The following is a 23,432-nucleotide window of genomic DNA, read 5'->3' on the forward strand; positions in this document are numbered from 1 at the left end:
CTTCCTGCCTTACATAAACGCTTTGCAAGCTGTAAATCATTTTCGCCCAAAACATACTCATGTGCTTCATTATAATAGCTATCCATTCTTGCCCAGCTATTCATTGGATTTCTTGCTCCTCGAATAGCATTTTCCATATTCATTACACTTGTGTTCTTTACACTTAACATCCCTTATCCTCCTTGCATACTTCCATGAATTATAATTTACTCATGTATTCATCCATGGCTTCTGCCACCATTTTTGAATAATACACTGCCTCTACTACGGTCTTTGCACCATTTACAACATCTCCTGATGCAAATATACCTGGGCGTGAGGTTTCTCCACATTCATTCGTAACAATTAATCCTCTCTTGTTAACATCGATTCCCTTCGTTGTGGAAACAATCTTATCCTTTGGTCCCTGACTAATTGCGATTATAATAGACTGTGCAGGATAAAGTTTTGCACTTCCTTCTACAATTTCCATATTACCTTCTTCATCCCAGGTTACTGTATTCATAATAGGACCATCTTCGGTTAATTCAACGGTAGACTTACAAGTTTCAAAGCGAACACCATCAATTTTTGCATACTCTACTTCATGCACACTTGCTTTGATTTCTTCACGATGAGAATATACTGTAACTTCCTTAACCCCTTTTCTGATTGCGGTTCTTGCAACATCCATTGCAGAATTCCCTGCACCAATGATTGCAACAGAATCTCCAAGTTCAAAGGAATCTGGATTTACAAGATAGTCAATTGCATAATGAACGTTACCAAGAGTCTCACCCTTTAAGTGTAACGCATTTGGTCTCCAAACACCAGTACCAACAAAAATTGCTAGATAACCATCACGGAATAAGTCATCAATCCCGATAGCACCACCAATCGTAGTATTAGGACGGAACTTAATGCCTAATTCTAACATCTTTTTTTTGTAATTATCAAGAATTCTCTTTGGAAGGCGGAATTCAGGAATACCGTAACGAAGGACTCCACCAATTTTTTCTCTCGTTTCAAATACCGTTACATCGTAACCTTTTTTTGCTAAAAGAATAGAGATTGTAATTCCAGCAGGACCAGAACCAATCACTGCTGCTCGTTTATTTTTCTTTTCTTCTCGATCTAACTTCATATGTTCAAAATAAGTGCTAGAAATATAATTTTCTATGCTGCTTATGTGTACCGGCATACCCTTCTTACCTAAAATACAATGTCCTTCGCATTGCTTGTCGTGGTCACATACTAATGAACAAACAATAGACAGTGGATTATTCTCAAAAACCATCTCTCCAGCTTTCGCTATACCACCATTTAAAAATTCTTGTATCATGGTTGGAATCTGTGTGCTGATTGGACAACCAGTCATACAGAGTGGTTTCTTACAATTTAAACATCTTTTCGCTTCATATACTACATGATCTGCCATAAAAAAGCCCTCCTTATTACGGTCAGTTAGTTACAATATCCGTTTGGAATTTAATTATATACGAAAATGTTCAAATAGCAACAATCGTTAATAAATTGACATTTTCCGAGTATTATTCTATGAAATCTCCAACAATATCATATGCTAATTTCTTCAATGCTTTTAAAGAGAAGTCCTTTCCCCGTTTTCCTTTTAATATATAGTGTTTTGAGGCAAGTTTTTGCGTATAATCGGATAATTTATATACGGAAAAGTTATAATCACCACCACGTTCATAATGTGTCACTATAGGAGTTAACAACGCTTTTTTAATAAAAGTTTTATTATTTTCCTTCACAATAGTAACATTGGCTATGCCACCAAGCATACGGTCAGTATAATCCATACTTGAGACATAATTACCAAGAGAATAGTACACTAGAGTTTTTTTACCATTCTCACCTTCTATCCATTCAATTGGTTGTAATACATGTGGGTGTGTGCCTATGATTAAATCCACACCTTGCTCGTTAAAAAATTTTGCATATTCTTTCTGATATTTATTCGCCTCATAAACATACTCCGAACCCCAATGGGGAAAAACAACAATAAAATCCGCTTTCTTCCTAGCCTCTTTTAGCTGGCTTTTAAGCCTATTCTTGTCCATAATATTGACAAGGTATGATTTGCTAGCTGCTAAAGAGTTCCCATTAAGGCCATAGGAATAATTTAAAAAAGCGAAGGTAATCTCATTTTTCTTAACATAGGTAACCTGATTTGCCTCTTCTTTCGATTTATATATACCGATTGGTGTTATCTTGGGATATCGATCCCAATAGTTTAATGTAGTAAGAATTCCTTTCTCTCCCTTATCCATTGTATGATTATTAGCATGAAGAACGATATCAAAACCCGCCTTAGCAATGGCATGTCCCACTGCTGTCGGAGAACAAAATCTAGGATATCCACTATACCCCATCTTTTTTGTACCAAATATAGTTTCCTGGTTAATTACTGAAATATCCGCTGCCTTAATATCTTCTGTCAATTGTTCAAATAGATGATCATAATTATACTTCCCGTCGCCCCTCTTGCCGCTATCAATTACTTTCTGATGAAGTAAATTGTCTCCTACCGCTAGTAAGGTAACCATAGATTGTTGATCAGTTTCAGTTTCAGTTTCTTCAGATTTAATAGGATAATCTTCTGATTCCTGATTATCGCTTTGTTCCTTACTATTTTCTAGTTCTATACTATCTTTTTGATTTATATCTGTTTGATCTATATCCTTTTGCTCCGCACCGTTTTTTTCTTCTACATTGCTTTTTTGTTCTTCTTTTTGATCTATATCACTGTTTTGTTCTATACTGTCCTTTTTCTCTGTATCGCTTCCTTGCTCTGAGTCTCCTTCTTTGTAAAAACTAATATCGTACTTTACTGCTGCAGCCTTCTCCAAAATTCTTTCTAATTGGTTATCCTTATCTTCGGGAACTGCCTTAATACCTGTATCTACAGATAGAGTAAACACCCCTGTTTGTTTTGTATTTACTCCACACCCTAACAAAAAGAAAGTAAGAGTTATCACTAGTCCAATGAGTCTCAAATATCGCAGATTCGTTTTCATAATCCCTCCAAAAAATAATTTTGAAACAATACATGTTAATACTAACGAATTAGCAAATATTTGTCAATCTTTTACATTTTGTATTCTGCCTTTCCTTTTGTATTATGGTACCGAAAACCATTGCATATTTAGATTAAATCTTCTATAGTAGTTATGATAGTATCGTGATACTAAGGACCCAACAAAATGGGGCCAAGGAATATAGATCAATATTGAGGATAATTATGGACACAAAGAAAAGTATATTAATATTAACGACTGGTGGCACGATAGCCTCCCTTAACAGTAACGAAGGTCTTGCTCCGGGTTTAAGTGGCTCAGATCTTGGAGGTTTTCTTGCTGGGATTTCAGAAAATTACCTTATTACAATCAAGGACATTTTAAATTTAGATAGTTCTAACATTCAGCCTGAAGAATGGATGTTTATCGCAAAAAATATTTTTGATAATCATAACTCCTACGATGGTATCGTAGTAACCCATGGTACTGATACAATGGCGTATTCCACTTCCGTTCTTTCTTTTATGTTAAAGAACCTACCGATTCCAGTGGTATTCACTGGTTCTCAGCTTCCACTGACACATCCACTTACAGATGCTATGGATAATTTAAGATATGCGCTTGCTATGGCAGCAACAGGAATCCCTGGTATTTATCTTGCATTTCATCGGAAAGTTATCTTAGGATGTCGTGCTGTTAAAGTTCGAACCACTGGTTTTGATGCTTTTGAAAGCGTTAATTATCCACTGGTTGCAACCATTGATGCTAATGGCTTTAATATCAATACGAATGCAATTCAACCAATAACAGGAAAAGTCGTTTACAAAGATAAACTTTGTAATGATGTTTTCTTAATAAAGTTGACACCTGGATTAAATCCCGAAATATTCGATATGTTAGTAGAAATGAATTATAAAGGCATAGTTATAGAAGCATTTGGCTCTGGTGGCTTGCATTTTGTAAACCGAAATCTTATGGAGAAACTAAAAAAACTTGTGGATGCCGGGATTCCAATTGTTGTCTCAAGTCAGTGTCTTTATGAACGCAGCGACTTATCCATCTACCAAGCAGGTCAACTAGCACTAAAGCAAGGTGTGATTCCAGCTTATGATATGACTACAGAAGCTGCTGTAACAAAGCTTATCTGGGCCCTAGGCCAGTCGAATGATGAGGAAGAAGTTCGTAAAATGTTCCAGACAAATTATGCAGGAGAAATCAACTTAAATAAACCTGCACATGCATAGCGATTAATTCATATGATAATATTGGAGTATTCCTAGTGAATACTCCAATTCTATATTGAAGGTAGTAATTATTTCATCAACTTAGCGTTCTTTGCTAATCTTATCTCATCACTAAACTATGACAGACACTTGTTGACTTTCCATTTACTTTCTTGTAGAATGTTGATGTCAGTCCAAGGCAATCACCTGACAGAAATGTCTTCTCCAATTTTAGGAGATAAAATTAGCGCCATGTACCTCTATTGGACGGGAAATTTAGAGGTTAACGAGGTAGGGAGTTAGCGAATTTTCGGCGGATGCTCTCTCGTACAGTTTGAGTGCGTAAGGTACTGAAAAAATGGCAGGTAACTGCAGCACAACAGCAGTGCTATCAAACAACAACGTAATGCACTTTGACAACTAAAAACAAAAAGGAGAATTTTTATGTGTGGTATTATTGGATTTACCGGGCACTTAAATTCGGCCGAGGTACTGCTTAAGGGACTCGGAGAATTAGAGTATCGCGGTTATGACAGTGCAGGGATTGCATGTTTTATGGACGGAGGAATTCATGTAATCAAATCTGTAGGAAAAGTAGCAGCATTGAAGGAGAAAGTACCGGCTACAATTACCTCTTCTTGCGGTATTGGGCATACCAGATGGGCTACTCATGGTGGAGTATCCGAAGTAAATGCTCACCCACATTCCTGTGGAAAGGTTACTTTAATTCACAATGGTATTATTGAAAACTATCATGAACTGGAAAATGAACTGAAAAATGGTGGACGTCATCCAATTTCTCAAACAGATACCGAAATAGCGGCAATGCTTCTCGATAGCTTATATGACGGTGATGCCTATAAAGCAATCAAGGCAGCGGTAGATAAATTGGAGGGCGCTTATGGATTCTGTATTCTATTTTCAGATCAACCTGACGTAATCTATTGTATTCGAAAAGGCAGTCCGCTTGTGGCCTGTAGCACAGAACAAGGCTCCGTAGTCGCTTCGGATATGGTAGCTCTACTCCGTTATTCGAAGGATTATTTCGTATTGCCTGAATTTCATATAGCAAAGCTTACGAAGACTTCCATTACGCTTACTGACTTAAACGGAGAGCTCGTTGAACCAGAGATATTAAGTGTTACCTGGGATATGTCAGCGGCACAGAAGAACGGATTTAAGCACTATATGCTAAAGGAAATCTATGAGCAACCAGAAGCAATTACGCGTACGATTGCTCCTAGAATCAAAAAGTATAGTTCAGAGGACGATTTCAAAAATGAATATTTCCTTCCTGACTTAACTTGCGATCATATTCCGGATTCGTTATTTTCTGATGTCAATCGAATCATTATTACAGCCTGTGGTACTGCAATGCACGCTGGACTGATGGGCAAGGTATTAATTGAACGCCTTCTTCGTATTCCTGTCACCGTGGATATTGCTTCAGAATTTCGTTACCAGAATCCGATCATCGATCAAAATACGTTAGTGATAACAGTATCTCAATCGGGAGAAACTGCGGATACCTTAGCAGCATTAAGACTTGCTCATGAAATGGGTGCAAAAACTCTATCCATTGTAAATGTGAAAGGTTCTGCGATAGCAAGAGAAAGTGACTATGTATTCTATACACATGCAGGTCCAGAGATTGCAGTTGCAAGCACGAAAGCTTACACTGCCCAACTCTCCGCATTTTATGTGTTAGCCTTCCGTTTTGCTTATGCAAAGGGTTGTCTTACAAAAAATGAGGTTTCCAATTATCTTAAACAGTTGTATGGTGTTGTACCAGCAATCGAAGAGGTATTAAAGCAAGCTGATTACTTTAAGAAAATTAGTAAGGAGCTTATCTATACAGAAAATCTATTCTTTATCGGTCGTGGTATGGATTCTGCTCTTGCCTGCGAAGGATCGATTAAGTTAAAAGAAATAACTTATATACATTCGGAAGCTTATGCTGCTGGCGAATTAAAACATGGTACTCTTTCCTTAATTACGGAAGGAATTCCTGTCATTGCATTAGCAACTCAGTCTAACGTATTATCAAAGATGGTGTCTAATATGAAAGAAGTTCGTGCAAGAGGTGCTATGGTTATCTGTATTACCACTGCGGATGCAGTGATAGAAAACTCCCTCTACGATTTCCGCATTGACATTCCAGCTACAAAAGATCTCTTTGCTCCTTATACAGCAGCCGTGGCTCTACAGATGATTGCGTATTATACTTCTGCTGCAAGAGGCTTAGACGTTGATCAACCGCGTCATTTAGCAAAGTCTGTAACGGTAGAGTAAATAAGTTGCTTCAGCAAGCTGTCGCACTTATTAACAAGGAAAAGCACGCTAAGCGAACTATTCCTTGTCATGAATTATAAGAACAAAAGGATGGGAAAACTTTTCCCATCCTTTTATATTCTTCTATATGATAACCTCATGTTTTATGTATGAATTTATCTATCCTTCTTTTTTATGCACTTCACTTAATTCTAATACTACAATATTCTTATATGGTACTTTCTTTGAATCCTCTGTTTTTCATAACTACTATATAAGAACATCTACGTGCTTATCATACCTATTATCCATATCTTTTTGGTTTTCTTCCTTGTCTACCATCTCAGTATTATTCTCTGTATGATCCTTTGCTACTTTTAATTCACCTTTTTCCTTATCTGAAGAAATAGTAATTTTCGAATCCTTTTCCTTACTCTTTAACTCCTCTTTTTGGTCCTTAGCGAGTTTATTTAACTTGCCTAGTTTCTCACTAAATCTCATATCAATCCGAGATAATCTTTGGTTAGTTTCTGAAACATTATTAGAGAGACTATCGCTAACCTCACCTGACTTTGCCATGGATAATTCCAACTCTTTTGTAGCGACTCTTAACTCTCCTTCTGTTTTTACCTTTAACCGGTGAATCGTACCAACCTCCGACATAACCGTGGACGCCTCTGTGAGAAAACTCTGATGTAACTGTTTTTTGTATTCCTCTTCCGTCATATCCTTATGATTTGTTACTGATTCTCTCTGTTTCTTTTCAATCTCTTCTTGGGCATTTTCCTTTTCTAATTGCTGTAATTGCTGCTGCCTTGCAACAATTTGATCTTTGATACCACTAATCTGCTCTTGAATTTCTTTTCTTCGCGCTAGTTTTTCTTTCGCTGATAACTCTTCATTCGCACCCAGTGAATTTAATTCTTCTTGATATTGCCTATACTGTTCTTTTAAAGACTCTAAAAACGAGTCTTCTCGCTTGTTAAGACTTAAGTCTGTGGCAAGAATACTATTTCTTTCTTCCTCTTTCTTATTATCTTCTTGCGACGACAACCCTTGAGTATATTGGTTCTGTCCAAAGGAAAGCGATGAAGTATAGGAATATCCCCCCGTAGCACCTATGTTCATAAAAGTCACCTCTCATTCTCTGTATTAATTCTTTATGTTCTAACATAAACTCTAACATACATATCGTCAACTCCTTCTAAAAATTAACTATTCTATAAAGAAATGTGATTACGCATGATACTTCCTTGTCTGGGTATGCTATGTAGGATTCTTAATCGAATTTTAATTGTATTTTCTTTTCCCTCTCTCTATAATGGAACTACTATATTATCAAAAACAAGTGGAGTTAATTCTTTCACTCCATGAACATGTGTATGAATAGAGGTTATTATGCAAAAGTTTAAAAATCTATCCCGAAAAAAGAAAATACTATATAGTATTCTCTCTGTGTTAATTGTCTATCTAATATATGTCGTTATTAGCGTAACCATCCCCTTTGCAAATCCACCTGAAGTTAGCGAAGATTTTAAAAATAACTTTAGTTTAAATAGTTTTTACAGTGATACCAGATCCGTAGACCGTGCAGCTGTGGTAGAAACTAGTCAAGATGCGCTTGATGTTCGTATACATATGATAAATCAAGCCAAAGAAAAGATTGCAATCTCTTCTTTTTCCATTAAACATGACCGCAGCTGTAAAGAAATTGCCAGTGTAGTCTTAGCAGCAGCCAATCGTGGCGTTAAGGTTCAGATATTAGTGGATGGTTTAACTGGTTTTATCGATATGGGAGCTGACCCAATCTATTATGCCCTTGGAACACATGAAAATGTTGAAATCCGTTATTATAATATGCTGAATTTACTAAAACCCTGGACAGCAAATGGTAGGCTACACGACAAATATCTCATTATCGATGACTCGTTACTACTCCTTGGTGGCAGAAATATCTCTAACTATTTTCTTGGTGAATATAATACCAATGTCTTAAGTTATGATAGGGATATCTTTGTATATAATACTGCAGCTGAAACAAGTAGTAGTAAGGAAAGTGTTTTAACTCAAATATGGAGCTATTTCGAATCCGTTTGGAATGCAAAAGAAAGTGAACCAGTCTTTGATCGCGTTCCGAGACATAAGAAAAATAGCGTTACAAAAGCTTATGAAACTCTTGGTTCCATCTATCAGGACTTAAAAACAACGCAACCACAACTTTTTACCGAGGGTGATTACGTGCCAGTTACCGTCCCAACAAATAAAATCACTTTAATCACAAATCCAATTCATATTATGGCAAAAGAACCTCTCATCTGGTATCAGATGGTGGAACTTATGAAAAATGCGAAGAAACGTGTTTATATTCAAACTCCATATGCTGTATTTGACTCCAGTATGTACAATGACATGAAAGAAATTAGTAATAAGGTATCAGATTTTCGAATGTTAATTAATTCTACCGCTGGGGGCGATAATGTTATGGCATCTTCGGACTATACTTTTAATAAGCCTAAGGTTATCAAAACTGGTGTACAGATTTATGAATTTCAGGGAGATCACTCGATGCATGATAAATCTGTTTTAATAGATGATGATATTTCCATTATTGGTTCTTTTAATGCTGATATGCGAAGTGCTTATCTGGACACAGAAGTTATGATTGTCGTTCATGGTACTGAATTTAACAAACAGTTGGAATCGTATATGTATGCTATGCAAGATAAGTCCCTTCCAGTTCTTTTAGATGGAACCTATGGATCCAATGGAGATGTGATACCTCTTGAACTTTCAACTGGAAAGAAGATGCTCTATAACATTACCTCAGTTGTATTTCAGCTGTTCCGCTTTTTGTTGTAATTTAAAATAATCAGACTAATATATCAATCGCAAAATAAGGTGGTATTCTATTCGCAGGATATTCTTATCAGATTTATACTGTAATTAAAAAAGCGAAGAGGATAGTGATAACATCTCACTCCTCTTCGTTTTATTTTTCTGCAATTATTCCGTACTGATTTCGATCATTCCATCATACCTGCTGGAGTAATAGACTTTAATATCATTTACTTCTTGTTATAATATCCTTTAGCTCCTGCACAGAAAACTCATAATTTGTATTACAAAAATGACAATTTACTTCAATTGGCTTTCCGTCATCAATCATCTCTTGTAAGTCCTTCTTACCGATACTTACAATAGCCTTTTCTACACGTTCTTTCGTACAGTTACAGGTAAACTTGGTTGGTACCTTATCTAATATGGTAAGACCAAATTCCCCTAGAATTTCTTCTAAAATTTCTTCTGGTGTCATCCCTTTATCTAACATTGAAGTAACGGATGTAATTTCTCCGATTTTTTCTTCTAATTTTGAGATCACTTCCTCTTCTGCAAATGGTAACAACTGAATAATGAATCCTCCTGCACACCGTACGGTATTGTCACGATTCATCAACACTCCAAGTGCTACTGAGGATGGAACCTGTTCTGAAGTTGCAAAGTAATAAGTTAAATCTTCTGCAATCTCTCCGGTAACCAAATCTGTCTGTCCAACATAAGGCTCTTTCAGTCCCATATCCTTAATTACACTAAGAACTCCGATATCAAGGGCTTTACCAACATCTAATTTCCCTTTAGGGCTAGGAGGGAGATTAACAACATTTTGATAGGCATAACCTTTGACATTCGCACTTGAATCCGCGGTAACAGTTAATCCACCAATTGGCCCGCTACAAGTAATCTTTAATGTTAAAAGATCCTTATCTCCCTTCATCATACTACCCATCATTGCTCCAGCAGTTAATAATCTTCCAAGTGCCGCAGTTACAACAGGGCTTGTATTGTGAGCTCCTCTCGCAGTTTCAACAATTTCCGTTGATACACAAGCGAATGCTCGTATCTGGCTATTGGCTGCAGTTGCACGTACTATATAATCATTCATCATTTTCCTCTTTTCTGCGCTGCTTTTTTCTCTGATGTTTGTGAAATCAGCGCTACACAAACATACCAATTAAGTAAATTATAAATACAACTTCTTCTCTTGTTTTTTCTCCCGTGCAATGACATAAATACGTTCACTATCATTGGTTGGTGCGTCCTTCGTCATTGCATCATAAGCAGTCACATATTCCATACCTGCTTCTATTAATAAAGATTTGATTTCCTCAAGCTCATAGGCCCTTTGGTAATGGGTTTCCTCCATACGCTCATAAAGAGAAGTTGTCTCTAATTCCTCATCCTCAAGCTCAATTTCTGTTTTTTTATAGATTGTAATATCATATTGATTGATTGCTTCTTTTTCATGATAATAGTTTTCCCAGATAAAGCTGCAATCCTCTCTGTTCTCTGCAATCGTAGTCTCACCAAGGATATCTCTGTATTTATGAACTGTGTTCATATCAAAAATAAATATTCCTTGTGGATCCAAATAGTTATTTACTAAACGAAAGACCTGCTTAAGCTCCTCCGGTTTTGTAATATAATTCATACTATCACAAATACTAACCACTGCGGCAACAGTACCATATAACTCAAATTCTCTCATATCTTGATTCAGGTATAAAATATCGTCAAAGGAATAACCTGCATCCATATCTTTTTCCCTGGCAATCTCTAACATGTCTTCTGATAAGTCAATTCCAATCATATCATACCCAAGTTCAAATAATCTTCTGGTTATACTTCCAGTACCACAACCAAGTTCCAGTACTAAACCATCCCTTACTCCGTATTCTCTTAATAAACCAGCAAGATACTCTGACCATTCCTCATAAGGAACATTATCCATAAATGTATCATAAACATTAGCAAAACCTGTATATGCTTGCATTCTTGTTCTCCTTCCAGTCAAAGGGTATTCTAACCACTGTTTCCCTTCCTCATTCCCTCATTGATGCTACCTAGTATTGAAGCTGTAGTCTTAAATTTTACTAAATTCAGTACTATTTCTATAAAAAAACAGATGACATTTTCAATACCATCAAAAAGGACTGAAGTAAAGTAGTATCAAAATTTCATACCAAACTTTACAACAGCCCTTATTATATCATTATTCCATTGTCGCTTCAATGTATTCTAGAAAATGAAAATCGGCAAATTTCTTCTATTATATAATTTATGATATATTCTTTCCATGCATTTTACCTAATGTTCTATCGAATCTTACAGCTTACGATATACCGGTTTTAGCGTTGGGTATAATTCACGGAATACCTCGTATTTCTTATTATACTTTTCTACCAAAGCTGGATCTTTTGATATGGTATCTGTTACGCGGATTAATTTATCTGCTGCCTCAGACACTGTCTCATAAGCACCGCATCCAACTGCTGCGAGCATTGCTGCACCATATCCAGGTCCTTCCTCGCAAGCTAATTTTTCAACTGTGACATCTAAGATATTGGCTACTAACTTACACCAAAGATCACTCTTTGCTCCGCCACCGATTAATCTAACGCGCTCTACTGTAACACCAAATGAACGAGCGATTTCAACAGCATCGCGAAGTGCAAAGGTAACTCCTTCTAAAACAGCAAGTGTCATATCTCCTCTTGTTGTGTTCATTGACATACCGATAAATGCACCACGTGCCGAAGGATCATTATGAGGGGTTCTCTCGCCCATAAGGTATGGGAGGAAATAAACCTCATTTTCCCCTAAGTTTCCAATCTCTTGTTGTTCTTTTGCGAACTCTTTGGTTCTTAAGATATCTTCCATCCACCATTTGTTTGCAGATGCAGCGCAAAGCATACAGCCAAGGAAATGAAATTTACCATTTGCATGTGCAAAGGAGTGAAGTGCATTATTTTCATCTACTGCAAAGTTATCCGAAGCAATAAATACAGTACCGGAGGTTCCAAGAGATACACTACACATACCATGTTCTATTGTTCCCGTACCAATCGCGCCTGCTGCATTATCACCAGCTCCTGCGATTACCTTAACATTTGTCGTAAGACCCAATTCTTTTGCAGCAGTCTCAGTAAGTGTTCCAACTACTTCATAACTCTCATAGATTTTAGCGAGTTGATTTTTATGTATTCCTACAATTTCAATCATCTCATCGCTCCAGCACTTATGCTCGACATCAAATAACAGCATTCCGGAAGCATCTGAAACATCAGTACAGTGTACTCCTGTAAAACGATATGCAAGATAATCCTTTGGTAACATAATTTTTGCTATGCGATTAAAAATCTCAGGTTCCTGTTTCTTAACCCACAACAATTTTGGTGCGGTGAATCCGGTTAACGCCATATTCGCTGTATATCTAGAGATTTTTTCTCTTCCGATTACATTATTTAAGTAATCACATTCTTCTCCGGTTCTACCATCGTTCCAAAGAATTGCAGGTCGAAGTACTTCGTCGTTACTATCTAAGATGACAAGTCCATGCATCTGTCCACCAAAACTAATTCCTGCAACTTCTTCTTTCTTCACATCCTTGATTAATTCCTTTATACCTGCAACGCTCTGGCGATACCAATCTCCCGGATTTTGTTCCGACCATCCGGTTTTTGGGAAGAACAATTCATATTCCTTTGATACCACCTTAGTAATCTCACCATTCTCCCTCATCAACACAAGCTTCACAGAAGAAGTTCCTAAATCCACACCAATATAATACATCTGCTACCTCCCATATCACTCTATCCTATTTCATTTAGCTCTGCCAAGCGGTACTTGGAATCCGTTTCGCTACTTCCTCGTAACCTTACAGCTTTGCTACTAACTCAGTAGGTGCTTTAGCACTCACTGAGATGAAGATGTTCCCCCTGCTTAGAAGCAGAGGACTTCTCCCGTAAGATTATATTGTTTATTTACTAAACAATATGATTATGGTATAATCATATCAATATACAAAACGAGTGTCAAGAGAGATTCTTACGGTTTCATTATAAGAAATTAAGAACATCGGCACGTTTAAGAAAGGACGAAATTCTATCATGGTTTTAGGTAGTAAAGAACTGATACGAGATATTAATAGTAAGCTTGTGCTTGAAACAATTTTACAAAATGAGCCAATCTCCCGTGCAGCCATCTCGAAAAAATTAGGACTAACCAAAGCCACTATCTCTGCTATCGTTAGTGATTTTATTAATGATAAATTAGTAGTAGAAATTGGAAGTGAGGATACTGGGCTAGGCCGTAAACCAATTCTGTTAAGTTTTCATAAGAAAGCTGGTTATGCTATTTGTGTTGATATCGAGGTTTCCAGAATCTCCTGTATGATATCAGATCTGAAAGGAGAACAACGTAGTGTCAAACAAATCAAAACACCTTCTGAAACAAACCTAGTTCCAGTCTTAATTGATCTCATCCAATCTATGGAGTCTGAATATGAAAAAACACCTTATGGTCTCATTGGTATTGCCATTGGAATCCATGGTGTAGTTCATCAGAACAAGGTATTATTTACCCCTTATTATAACTTACATGACATTAACTTATCAGAACAATTGGGTAGTTATTTTGGAGTTCCTGTATTTTTAGAAAATGAAGCAAATCTATCCGCTCTTGGAGAAAAAGCATTTCTTCCTGAGACCTATACCTCTCTTGCAAACTTAAGCATTCACTCGGGTGTTGGTCTTGGTATCATTTTAAACAAGCAATTATACACAGGATATCATGGAAACGCCGGTGAATTTGGTCACACCATCGTTGTAATGAATGGTCGCACTTGCCCTTGTGGAAATCAGGGTTGTCTCGAACAATATGCTTCTGAACGCGCTCTATTAAAAGAGTATAGAGAAGATGCTTCCTTAGATGATTTATTGTCAGCCTACGAGAAAAGAGAGCCAAAAGCAGTGGAAGTGATGGAGCATTTTATCAAATACATGGCTGTATGCGTAAATAATCTTCAAAACACCATTAGCCCAGAAATTATTATTATTAACAGTGCCTTTACTAACGCTTATCCGGAATTAGCTGAGATGATTACAAAAAAAGTTAGTAATAAGTTAGTGGATAAGATTCCGTTAATCGCTTCCAACCTAAAAGATCATTCTATTCTGCTTGGTGGTATTACTGTATTGGTGAAAAACTTCCTCGGTATTAAAAATCTTAGTTTAGCAACCAAGAATTAACAAGAAACGCATAGAAAATTATTACGTAAAGTTCCAACACTTACTCTAATAATTATCTATGCGTCTTTTTAAATTCTGTCTTTTTTATTTTCTGTCTTTTATATATTCTGTCTTATTTATATTCTGTCTTATTTATATTCTGTTTATTTGTATTAATTAAGATACAAACGATTACAGACTTTCTAACGTTTCTTTTGCTTCGAGCAACTCTGTGCGATCACAGATATAAGGAATGGCTTGTTTATGTATTACAATATTTGCCTCTGTTGTAGTACCACCGTATTCCCCATCTAACGACCAAGGCATATCACTCTCTGAACTAATTTTAACAGAATGGACTCGATGATAATATATGTGTTTTCCCGTAATCACATTATGCATTAAATCATTGACAATACCACTTAATTCCACTAAATTATGTGGTCTACGGATCAGGATTAATTCAAATAATCCATCATTTAATAACACTTGTGAGCCTGTAATTCCTCGAAAACCTCCAATGGAATTTGAATTTGCTAACATTCCATAGATAAAATCATCCTCCACCACCTCATCCTCATGTTCGATACGAAGATGGTAAACCTTAACGCTGTGAAGTTTACTGATACCACTTAAAATATATGCCATACGACCGAGAACATTTTTAAAATTCTGTGGAGTATCGTACGAAACATCCGTAAATAGTCCAAATGCTGCTGTATAAGTAAAATACGAGTTGTTCATTGATCCGACGTCACATAACAAAGTAGCACCTTTCACTATAATTTCAGCTGCTTTTTCCATGTCTTTTGGAATATTTAGACTATACCCAAAGTCATTTGTTGTACCGGAAGGTATGTAGCCAACCGGCAGGGAACAACCAACTTCCATAAGTCCTCCAACTACCTCATTTAAAGTGCCATCTCCACCAGAGCATACAATGGTATCACATCCGTTTTGGGTCGCATATTCCTTCGCTATCTCTCTGGCATCCATTTTTTGTCTGGTAGGATATATCACAACCTCACAATCAGTTCTTAAGAATATTTCTAGGATTTGTGAAAGTTTCGTCCGTATTCTACCTCTACCTGCATTTGGATTATAGATAAATAACATCTTTCTTCGCATTATCAATGTCAACCTTTCTATTTTCCTTGCTTGGAACAAGCATGATTGATCAATCATGATGATTCATTTGCTTTTCCATAGCTTTTCTTTTTCTTGTCATAATGCCACCGATACGGCCAGTTTCTTTTGCCGATAATGACCCCCAGCCCTCACGTAATACTTGATCAAAGAGACCTAGTTCTTTTGCAATCTCGTACTTCATCATATCTTCTGGCTTAACTTTGGACAAATCAATCGGTTTTCTTGTTTTTCCCATATGATATACTCCTTATTGTGTTGCAACAAGGGGAAAATGTCAATCCCTAAATAGTTCCATTTTCCTCCAATTGCAAATAATTTTCATGTAATATTATCCTTTTGGAGTATATCCATTTTAGCCTGCCATAAACATAGCGAATTATATTACTTTAATTTCCTTACCAAGAGAAAATGAATAGATTATCTTTTCCTTTACCTTTTTTTCCAGTAACTGATTCAGAGCTCGTTCATAATATCGTATTTGTTCTTGATATCGCCTTATCAGTTCTTCTTCCCCGAATTCTCCTACTGAATCTGTTTTATAATCTACTAGAACAATTCCATCCTCTTCTTCAAAATAAACATCGATGATACCTTGTATTAAGACTAAGTCCTCACTTTCGTATTCTTCCTTAACTTCTCTAGCCGGAATACCAATCACAAATGGTTGTTCTCTATATAAACATCCCTTTTGCCATGCAATCTGCATACGACGAGCGAGATCTGATTGAAAAAAACCGGAAAGACGATCATAATTGATACTCGTAATAGATTCTTCCTGTATAAGCCCACGATTTACTAGCTGTAAAGTAAAATCCATTAACTCAGCTTTGGTATTACTTTTTGAAAAATCGACCAACTCCAGGATTTTATGAAACAGATTTCCACGTTCCGTCCCTCTTAGTTCTTTTTGCTCTGATAAAAATTTAGGTATCGTTGGCTCTATTAAAGCATCACTTTCCTCCTTACTTTGAGGGAAGATCTCTGTTAATTCCTCATCTACCTGTTGACTTAGCTTTTTTAGTTCACTTACTGTAGTCTTGATTGGTAACATCGCTTCTTTTTCATACGGATATCGGAAAGACAGTTTACTTAAGAGGTTATTTTCTGGTAGATTCTCACCGAATTCTCCCGAACTTTCTAGAAAATTAGTAGGGTCTAGCTCCTCTTGTTTCATCCTAAGATCCGTCTGTTTATCATATTCATCTTCTAATAAATCATTTGGTGTGAGCATGATTACCCGAATTCTAGGGTCACTAAGAGCTACTGGCCCAACAAACGAAAAGTAATCTTTAGCCGAAGCCAGTGTTTGAAACCGTAATGGGGTTACCCCTGGTGTTGCATCTTGTCTCCATCTCACGAACAAATCATTTGCATCGTTTGCGCTACCTATCATAATAAGCTTTTCTTTGGCTCTAGTTAACGCAACATACAAAACTCTTAATTCTTCCCCTAGGTTATCAAGTACAATATTCTTTTTAATAACCTGTTTTAATAAGGTCGGACACTTGGTTCTTAGCTGATAATCAATGCATTCCGGTCCAATTCCATAATCAGCATGAAGTACAATTTTCTCTCTTGCATCCATTGTATTAAATTGTTTTCCCATACCAGCAAGTATTACTACAGGAAATTCCAACCCTTTACTTTTGTGAATACTCATGATTTTAACTGCGTTGTCCTCTTGTGAAAGTCCACCGGCTTCACCATAATCAATTTCAAATTTTAGTAACCTTTCAATATAACGGATAAATTGAAATAGGCCATGGTAGCTACTTTCTTCAAAAGACAGGGCATGTTGAATTAGCTTAGTTAAGTTGTTTTTCCGTTGCTCTCCCCCCGGCATAGCAAAGACAAAAAGATCATAACCAGTTTCCTTAAATAACTCTAAAATTATCTCATGTACCGGAAGGTATACTGCCTTTTTTCTAAGCCGATCAAAAATAGCAAAAAACTTATTTAACTTCACTCCTACTTCTGTAGATTTTAAATCTACAGAATCCATATTCTCTATGCTATCTTGTTCACTTATCCAGTTTGCTTGCGTAATACCATCACATACTGGTTGGTCCATATCCTTTTCTTCAACCTTATAGTCTTTGGCACATTCTCTTGCAGCATCATAAACAGATAACTTCTCCGCTCCTTTGGAATGTTTCAACCTAATCATTGATAGTTGTTCCGCATTTAACCCTACAATTGGAGAATAAAGAATAGCGGTTAACGGGGCATCCTGTCTTGGATTATCAAGTATTCTTAGATAGTTTAAAACCGTTTTTACTTCCAGTGTTTGAAAATACCCTGTCTGTGTATCAGAATATGCTGGGATTCCTTCTTGCTTTAACACTTCCGTAAAGGTTTCCGACCAACCAGACATCGTGCGTAGTAAAATTACAATGTCGCGGTAGTTGCAGCGTTCTTGTCTCTGTTCTTCTCCGCTCCTCTTAGTAACTAAGAATCCACTATCCCCATGCACTAATTGTTTAATACGCATAGCGACGGCTTTTGCTTCCAGTTCTCTCTTACTTAGTTCTATGGGATCTTCATCCAACGACATGAAATCCAATCTATCCGTGGCTTCCGATGTTGTATTTTCCTCTTCCTTTAGATTAAGAATAATTAGTTCTGTTTTTGTATCCGAAGATATGGAAGATGTATTTTCCATATCTATCTCTATCTCTGGGAATCCTGCTCCTGGATAAAGCGAAACTTCTTTGGTATATTCAATTCCTCCTAATCCCTTTGTCATAATCTTTTCAAAGACTCCATTAATGCTATCTAACACTTCTGCTCTGCTTCGGAAATTCTTACTTAAATCAATACGACGGTACAACCCTTCTTCTGTCGAATACCGTTCGTATTTTTCCATAAATAGTTCAGGTCTGGCCATACGGAATTTATATATACTCTGTTTCACATCGCCGACCATAAAGACATTCGGGCAGCCATTTAAATCCTTAGAGATACTGTTTAAGATATATTCCTGAACGTAGTTACTATCTTGATACTCATCAATCATAATCTCTTCAAATTGCTCGCTCATCTCCCTTGCAACTTTGGTAGGGACAAGTTTTCCATCCTCTTTTGTAACTAAAATATTAAGGGCAAAATGCTCGATGTCCGAAAAATCCACAAGATTTTTCTCTTCCTTCGCAGACTCTATTCGATTTAAGAAGTCATGAGCTAACGATAGTAACACCAGCATAGGCTTACGGACTTTCATCATGTCGGAAAGCATGTCTCCCACAGGTTGAAAAAAGAAATCATCGGCGATATCAGAAAGTATCTTTTTGACCATCTGACGCAGTCCTTTTACCTCTTCTTTTCTCTCTTCTGTTGTATCTGCCCATTTTTTGGTTGATAACCTGACAAAGGATATCTGTTGAAATTCCTCTTGATATTCTTCGTATGTCTTTAAGGAAAGAAGTTTCTCTATCATTTCTTGATCTGACAGTAATGCATCGAGATAAGGTCTAGGTCCATCTGGAAAGTTTGTAATTTCAATCGCTCGTATGCATAAATCGGAAGCCTCACGAAGGAGTATCTTAACATATTGAAGAAGTTGTAACATCCAGCTAGTTTTACTTAAATCCTCCGTGCTTTCAACCATAAAGTCCTTTTCTCGCTCTTCTAACCATTCATGCGGATAAGGATAACTCTGAGAGAACTGATAGAGCTTTAATATGAAATTCTCAATTGGCTCATCTGATTTTGAGGCGGAATAACATTCCACAAATTCTAAAAAATCCTCCGAGCCTTCCTCATACTTTTCTTCCAACAATGTAGCTAAAACATCAGATTTTAATAATGCTAGTTCTGCTTCCTCTGCAATACGAAACGAAGGATCTAAATCAATCGTATGAAAATGATTTCGAATTACTGACAAACAAAAGCTATCAATTGTTGTAATTTGAGCATTATATAAAAGTGTCAGCTGTTTTTGTAGATGAACATTGTCTGGCTGTTCTAATACTTTCTTTTCAATCGCAGCACCGATTCGTTCTCTCATCTCTCCTGCTGCTGCCTTTGTAAATGTTACTATGAGTAACTGATCTATATTGATCGGAGAGTTTTCAGACGTAATGCGATTGATAATTCGCTCCACCAAAACAGCAGTTTTCCCAGAGCCTGCTGCTGCAGAAACTAAGAGATTACAATCTCTGATATCAATTACCTTCTGCTGTTCCGGTGTCCAACTCATCTTTGCCAAAAAACTCATCCTCCTCTTTCATTAAACTCCATACTTCATCCTTATTTAAAGTCTTTAAATTACGATACGAAAACCCGTTTACCCTACAGTCAAATCCACAAACAGACTGAAAAGAACAATATGCACAAGCATTTCGATTCTTCGCCTTATAAGGATTATGACGAACCTTACCGTCCATGATTTGTTCACTAAAGCGGTGCATCAAATCTTTGATATAATCCATCAAAGCATTCAGATCCTCTTCTTTTGCAATGGAAGATCTCTTGGTATAGGTTCCATCCTTCCCAGTTTCTACCGGGATTACCGTTGATTTCGTGGATGGTGCCAATTCTCCCTCTTCCCCACGAAAACTGGTATCAAGTAGCGGAACTACAGCCTTAGATGCATTTACAAGTCCATTCATAGCCAACTTCTTTTCAATATCCTCTTCGATAGAGTTTGACTTTGTAACAATTGGATCATCTAAATTGTAGTAAAATACTCCTGCTGGATGTACCTCATGATTTGGATACTGCTCTTTCATTAACTCCATTGCAGCACTTAAGTAAACGCCAAGCTGTAATTGTAAGCCATAATACAAACTCATCAAGTCAAAGGAGGTACTACCTGACTTATAATCAATGACTTTAACATAGAGCTTGCCATCCTGTTCATATAAGTCAACACGGTCAATACGTCCCCTTAAATTTAGATATCGATCTGCATGAGAAAAATATTGCTCGTAGCTTCCAGGTTCAAATACTCCCTGTTGTAGTTGATGTGTTAAAGTCTTCGTAGTCCTCTGTAAAATTCGCTCTACCCTGGTTGCCAAATAGGCACTCCGCTTAGAGCTTTCCAGTATTCCATTACCAAAATTCTCTACTGTCTCTCTTACACATCGCTCTCCCAGTGATATTCGAATGTCATCTGGTAGTTCATTCCACGCAATCCCTAGATCCTTTAATGCTTCCCCAAACCTCTCCAATGCTTCATGAAACAAGCTTCCTATATCAGGCATAGAAATCTTATATTCCTGACGTTCCTCTAAATTTAATCCATACTGTAGAAAATGTGCAAACGCACATGCTGCATATTTTTCCATACGAGTTACACTGCCAAGCAAAGTTTCACCATAAAGTTTCCTTGCAACTTCTCTGGTTAATCCTTGTTCGTAATTTTGATAAAATACCCCCTGCAAGACACGGTCTATCGATATCCGTCCTTTTATTTGTCCGCTCACATAGAGATGATATACTTCCTTCCAAAGTTTCGGTTGCTCCCCCTCATAGTCACGAAGGACAGATATTAGATAGCTTAATCCCTGATCCGTACCAAGTAACTCGTCTTCCCTTAATTTTCTATCTGCATCATAAATCTTTAACTCTGGAAATATTTTGCTAATCTTTCCAAGCAAATAAGAGGCTCGTATCGACTTCCCGGAAGCATCTAATTTACTGTAATAAAGATACAACTTATTCTGTGGCTTTGTTAAATTAAGATAGAGATAAAACTCTGTCAGATAAGCGGTCTGACGTTTTGTAGGAGATAATTCAATTTCATGATCTGCAAATAACTGCCGTTCTGCATCAGATAAGATACCACCACCAGGGTTTGCTTTCGGTACAATACCATCATTAACTCCTAAGAAAAATAATGCTTTAATATCTTTTAATCTAGTACGTTCGATATCACCAACAAGAATCTGATCAATACTTGGGGGAATCAAACCAACCTTCGCTTCACGAAAACCTGTATCAAGAATATCCCTAAATTCCTTTAACGGTAAGATATCCTCTCCTAGTAGTTCCACCATTCGGTCAAAAATCTCAAGAATCATGTGATAGATTTGCTCATACTCTTTTGCTCTTAGCTTATCTTCTTCCTCTCCATGTTCCTTGAATTTCTTGATAAATCTATTTGTTTTTTCTTCGATATGATAAGTACATAATAGGTCATATAAAGAGAGAATACACTCCCTTACAGAGGAATTCTTATCTGTTAATGTCTCATAAAGAGGTGTAAACACTTTTAAGATACAGCCTCTAACAAAATTAATTTTCTCTAAATCTATTTCATAATTAGTCCGGTACTTTTTCTGCCATTCCTGTTCATAGCGGTATTTTCCTCTTATTCCAAATGCTATCACATAGTTTTCAAAAAGGTCTATCTCATCCGTTGAAAAATCCGTCAAACCGCACTTTAAGAAGCGAAAAACTGCTTCATAATCAAAATTATGAGTTACAACATCAAGTGCTGAACGCAGGAACTCCACCACAGGGTTAGCCAAAATATTTTTCTTATGATCCACAAAACATGGAATTCCAGCAAGCTCTAACTCTCTTTTTACTATATCGCCATAAACCTCTATGGCTCCAGAGACGATAGCAATGTCTTTATATCGGTATTGTTCTTCTCTAAGTAATCTTGTAACTTCTATTACTGCATGCCGTGCTTCTGCCATTGGATCTTTTGCAACTGTAATTGTGACGTCTTCTTGCTCTTTCCTGTAGGGCTTATAAGGATAGCGAAAGATGTTCTTTTCTAGTGCAGAAAGTGCCATACTATTGTGAAAACGATAGGAGTATCCTCCATTTTCTTTTGCAACAAGGATTGGTTGTTTTATCTCAATCCTTTCCGTAATCGCAAGATCCGTAAGTTTTTCCATCATCTTACCACTAAGATAAAATAATTGATGCTCCTCCTGTTTACGGTTGATCTGGCTTTCTTCCATCGTAATTGTTATCGTTACGGACTTTGCTTTTTTCATTAAGTGTGAAAGTAACTTATATTGTGATGGTGTAAATCCCGTAAATCCATCCAGAAAAATATCACTGTCATTTACCAAGGAGGAATCCTCAATAACATCGCAAAGAAGGTCTAAGATTTCCTCTGAATTAATGTATTTGTCCCGAAGGAACTCTTCATATGCTTGATAGATTGTCATGATGTCCGTTAATTTATGATTAAGAAGTGGCTTCCCATTTGCAACTTCCTTCATTCTTTGTAGTTCTTCTGAATGAATACTGTACTGAGCTAATTCTGAGATAATGGATTTCATTTCTTCAATAAATCCCTGTTTCTTTACATTAGCACCAAATAAAATTAAGTCTTTTCGCTTCTCCATCATGACTTTTTTAACAATCATGCTTTTCCCAGTATCTTCAAGAACCAAACGATCATTCCCACCCGTTTCCTCAAAAATTCGATAAGCTAAACGAAGGAAGCTAAGAATATCAATGTTATGAATTCCTTTCTTCGGATGCATCGTTACCAAGTCCTTTTGAGTTTGGAGTGTAAACTGTTCTGGCACTAATATTAGATATTTCCCTTTTGGCCCCTTTAGCGAGCTCTCTATTACATTTTTGTATAGTTGATAGGTTTTTCCTGCACCGGAGCCGCCAATTACAAATTGTAGTGACATTCTCTCTCCTCCTTTCAAGTTACTTATTTGGTACATCATGATACCGATGCAATTATAAAATATTTAATTATCTATCCATTAGGTTTCTATTTTAATCTT

The 23,432-nt window shown here is 36.7% G+C and carries 15 protein-coding genes (1 of these 15 cut by a window edge); 4 read left to right on the forward strand and 11 right to left on the reverse strand.

The features are described 5' to 3' along the window. The 3 genes from CC92_RS0108620 to CC92_RS0108630 form a co-directional block, all read right to left on the reverse strand. On the reverse strand, window positions 1-170 hold the 5' end (the start) of the coding sequence (locus CC92_RS0108620; protein ID WP_029503296.1) for a hypothetical protein. The gene continues 460 nt to the left of window position 1, outside the view; the window shows 170 of its 630 coding nt (coding positions 1-170); its start codon is at window positions 168-170; its stop codon lies off the left edge, out of view. Between the two features lie 29 nt (window positions 171-199). Beyond that, window positions 200-1,417 carry an NAD(P)-dependent oxidoreductase gene (locus CC92_RS0108625; protein ID WP_029503295.1) on the reverse strand — a complete coding sequence of 406 codons (1,218 nt, stop codon included), beginning with the start codon at window positions 1,415-1,417 and terminating at the stop codon, window positions 200-202. Window positions 1,418-1,529: 112 nt separating this feature from the next. Next, entirely contained in the window at window positions 1,530-3,020 is a 1,491-nt protein-coding gene (locus CC92_RS0108630; protein ID WP_051650753.1) for a CapA family protein, read from the reverse strand. A 224-nt stretch (window positions 3,021-3,244) separates the two neighbouring features. On the opposite strand from CC92_RS0108630, the gene CC92_RS0108635 reads away from it, so the two are divergent. Beyond that, on the forward strand, window positions 3,245-4,264 hold the full coding sequence (locus CC92_RS0108635; protein ID WP_029503293.1) for an asparaginase: 1,020 nt from the start codon (window positions 3,245-3,247) through the stop codon (window positions 4,262-4,264). Window positions 4,265-4,687: 423 nt separating this feature from the next. Beyond that, a complete protein-coding gene (glmS, locus tag CC92_RS0108640; protein WP_029503292.1) occupies window positions 4,688-6,535 on the forward strand; it encodes a glutamine--fructose-6-phosphate transaminase (isomerizing) in 1,848 nt (615 codons plus the stop codon). A gap of 249 nt (window positions 6,536-6,784) precedes the next feature. On the opposite strand, the gene CC92_RS0108645 is transcribed toward glmS, so the two are convergent. Continuing rightward, window positions 6,785-7,642 carry a FlxA-like family protein gene (locus CC92_RS0108645; protein WP_029503291.1) on the reverse strand — a complete coding sequence of 286 codons (858 nt, stop codon included), beginning with the start codon at window positions 7,640-7,642 and terminating at the stop codon, window positions 6,785-6,787. A 270-nt stretch (window positions 7,643-7,912) separates the two neighbouring features. On the opposite strand from CC92_RS0108645, the gene CC92_RS0108650 reads away from it, so the two are divergent. Beyond that, on the forward strand, window positions 7,913-9,373 hold the full coding sequence (locus CC92_RS0108650) for a phospholipase D family protein (protein WP_029503290.1): 1,461 nt from the start codon (window positions 7,913-7,915) through the stop codon (window positions 9,371-9,373). A 202-nt stretch (window positions 9,374-9,575) separates the two neighbouring features. Here CC92_RS0108650 and hslO read toward each other — a convergent pair whose 3' ends face one another. From hslO to xylB, 3 genes are all read right to left on the reverse strand, one after another. Next, window positions 9,576-10,454, reverse strand: a complete 879-nt coding sequence (hslO, locus tag CC92_RS0108655; protein WP_029503289.1) for an Hsp33 family molecular chaperone HslO — start codon at window positions 10,452-10,454, stop codon at window positions 9,576-9,578. A 78-nt stretch (window positions 10,455-10,532) separates the two neighbouring features. Then, window positions 10,533-11,342, reverse strand: coding sequence for a class I SAM-dependent DNA methyltransferase (locus CC92_RS0108660; RefSeq protein WP_029503288.1), 810 nt, complete (start codon window positions 11,340-11,342; stop codon window positions 10,533-10,535). 332 nt (window positions 11,343-11,674) lie between these two features. After that, window positions 11,675-13,141 (reverse strand): xylulokinase, encoded by a 1,467-nt coding sequence (gene xylB / locus CC92_RS0108665; RefSeq protein ID WP_029503287.1) that lies wholly within the window; start codon window positions 13,139-13,141, stop codon window positions 11,675-11,677. Window positions 13,142-13,458: 317 nt separating this feature from the next. On the opposite strand from xylB, the gene CC92_RS0108670 reads away from it, so the two are divergent. Further along, window positions 13,459-14,598 carry an ROK family transcriptional regulator gene (locus tag CC92_RS0108670; RefSeq protein ID WP_029503286.1) on the forward strand — a complete coding sequence of 380 codons (1,140 nt, stop codon included), beginning with the start codon at window positions 13,459-13,461 and terminating at the stop codon, window positions 14,596-14,598. Window positions 14,599-14,769: 171 nt separating this feature from the next. On the opposite strand, the gene CC92_RS0108675 is transcribed toward CC92_RS0108670, so the two are convergent. From CC92_RS0108675 to addB, 4 genes are all read right to left on the reverse strand, one after another. Further along, complete coding sequence (locus tag CC92_RS0108675; RefSeq protein WP_034218432.1) at window positions 14,770-15,705, reverse strand: diacylglycerol/lipid kinase family protein; 936 nt, start codon at window positions 15,703-15,705, stop codon at window positions 14,770-14,772. 49 nt (window positions 15,706-15,754) lie between these two features. Next, window positions 15,755-15,961: a small, acid-soluble spore protein, alpha/beta type gene (locus CC92_RS0108680; protein WP_029503284.1), complete on the reverse strand. Its 207-nt coding sequence runs from the start codon at window positions 15,959-15,961 to the stop codon at window positions 15,755-15,757. A gap of 141 nt (window positions 15,962-16,102) precedes the next feature. Next, the gene (gene addA, locus CC92_RS0108685) at window positions 16,103-19,924 is read right to left on the reverse strand and encodes a helicase-exonuclease AddAB subunit AddA (protein ID WP_029503283.1); all 3,822 of its coding nucleotides are present in this window, start codon (window positions 19,922-19,924) and stop codon (window positions 16,103-16,105) included. After that, window positions 19,890-23,333, reverse strand: coding sequence for a helicase-exonuclease AddAB subunit AddB (addB, locus tag CC92_RS0108690; RefSeq protein WP_051650751.1), 3,444 nt, complete (start codon window positions 23,331-23,333; stop codon window positions 19,890-19,892). The genes addA and addB overlap by 35 nt, the downstream gene beginning before the upstream one ends. Window positions 23,334-23,432 lie beyond the last annotated feature (99 nt).

The sequence above is a fragment of the Lachnoclostridium phytofermentans genome, assembly GCF_000733755.1.
Classification (GTDB): Bacteria; Bacillota; Clostridia; order Lachnospirales; family Lachnospiraceae; genus Lachnoclostridium; species Lachnoclostridium phytofermentans_A.